Annotated in this window: 2 protein-coding genes and 1 pseudogene; 1 reads left to right on the top strand and 2 read right to left on the bottom strand. The window is 38.4% G+C overall.

Annotated elements, in window-relative coordinates:
* Positions 1-952 (bottom strand): tRNA modification radical SAM protein MnmL/YtqA (locus tag SORDD16_RS03070; protein ID WP_061452340.1); only part of this gene is annotated, 952 nt, incomplete at its 3' end.
* Between the two features lie 91 nt (positions 953-1,043).
* On the opposite strand from SORDD16_RS03070, the gene SORDD16_RS03065 reads away from it, so the two are divergent.
* Positions 1,044-1,418 (top strand): DUF3397 domain-containing protein, encoded by a 375-nt coding sequence (locus SORDD16_RS03065; protein WP_061452339.1) that lies wholly within the window; start codon positions 1,044-1,046, stop codon positions 1,416-1,418.
* A 73-nt stretch (positions 1,419-1,491) separates the two neighbouring features.
* On the opposite strand, the pseudogene SORDD16_RS10530 reads toward SORDD16_RS03065, so the two are convergent.
* A pseudogene (locus tag SORDD16_RS10530) lies at positions 1,492-1,618 on the bottom strand (IS30 family transposase); the annotation flags it as partial.

Below are 1,618 nucleotides of genomic sequence, written 5' to 3'. Positions count from 1 at the left end.
TGGTCTTTTCATTTTTAAACTCCTGTTTTACAGCCTTGCATCCTTGAACACTTCCACGACGTCGCATCTCCATCTCAATGCTATTAAGGACTTCCCATTTATTGAGACTCCACATAGGGCCAATCAGCATATCTCTAGGTGCATCTCCTGTAATTCGATGGATGACGATATGCTTAGGAATAATTTCCAACTGGTCACAAATGACCTTGACATACTCATCCTGACTCATCAGTTGCAAGCGTCCTTCGTGATAATCTCGCTGCATACGCGTATTGGTCATAAGATGGAGCAAGTGCAGTTTAATTCCTTGAATATCATTATCCGTGACACAGCGGCGGACATTTTCCACCATCATCTCGTGAGTCTCACCAGGCAGTCCATTGATAAGGTGGGATACAATCTCAATCTTAGGATACTTGCGAAGGCGCTTGACTGTATCCACATAGAGTTCATAGGAGTGGGCACGATTGATGAGTTGAGATGTTGCTTCGTAGGTAGTTTGTAGGCCCAACTCTACGGTCACATGCATACATTCAGATAACTCAGCCAGATACCCAATGGTCTCATCAGGCAAACAGTCTGGGCGAGTTCCGATATTGATTCCCACCACTCCTGGTTCATTGATAGCTTGTTCGTAGCGCTCACGAATCACTTCAACCTTTTCATGGGTGTTGGTAAAATTTTGAAAATAAACCAGGTACTTCTGAACATCCGACCATTTTCGATGCATAAAGTCAATTTCCTTGTAAAACTGCTCACGAATAGGTGCTTCTGGTGCTACAATCGCATCTCCAGAACCCGAAACCGTACAAAAAGTACAGCCACCATGAGCCACCGTCCCATCTCGATTTGGACAGTCAAAGCCCGCATCGATAGGAACTTTAAAAGTCTTCTCTCCAAAGAGTTTCCGATAATAATCATTCAAGGTATTATAAGATTTCATAACTTTCATTATAACAAAAAACACCAACAATCTCAAAAGCCTGCCCTTGCAATAAAATCCTCTGTTTCTCGTTTCCTTTAATGATTTTTTATGATACAATATGGGTATGATTTTAATGAAAATTGCCTCAATTTTATTATTGGTGTTGACCTTAGTGGTCTGTTTTATTATTGCTAAACTTTTCGGATTAAAAAGACTAAGAATCAATTTTGCAGATCTTGCTTTTCCGCTTTTAGTATTTGAGTATTATCTCATAACAGCTAAATCCTTTACCCATAACTTTCTACCGCGACTTGGTGTTGCACTTTCGCTTCTGGCAATCCTACTTGTTATTTTTTTCTTATTTAAAAAACGAAGTTTTTACTACCCTAAATTTATCAAATTTTTCTGGAGAGCCGGCTTTCTCCTAACCCTGATCTTATATACCGCTATGATTGTAGAGTTAATGATGCTCACATCCCCAATAAATCCCTAGAACAATTAATTCTAGGGATTTTAATTCCTAGATTGTCAAATTAAGTTAGACTTTTCATGTAACACAGAAAAACTTAGTATGGTGTTTGATAATTCAGAGACTTCCTAGGGATTCTATTTCTTTTATCAGCTATAGCTGATAAATAATTTTGAGAAATATTAGTAAAATCCATTTGTTTCGGTAGTCCATTTTGTCTTAAT

The sequence above is a fragment of the Streptococcus oralis genome, assembly GCF_001578945.1.
GTDB lineage: Bacteria > Bacillota > Bacilli > Lactobacillales > Streptococcaceae > Streptococcus > Streptococcus oralis_Q.
Note: the sequence above shows the minus strand (reverse complement) of the source record. Positions and strands in the feature narration are given on the sequence as shown.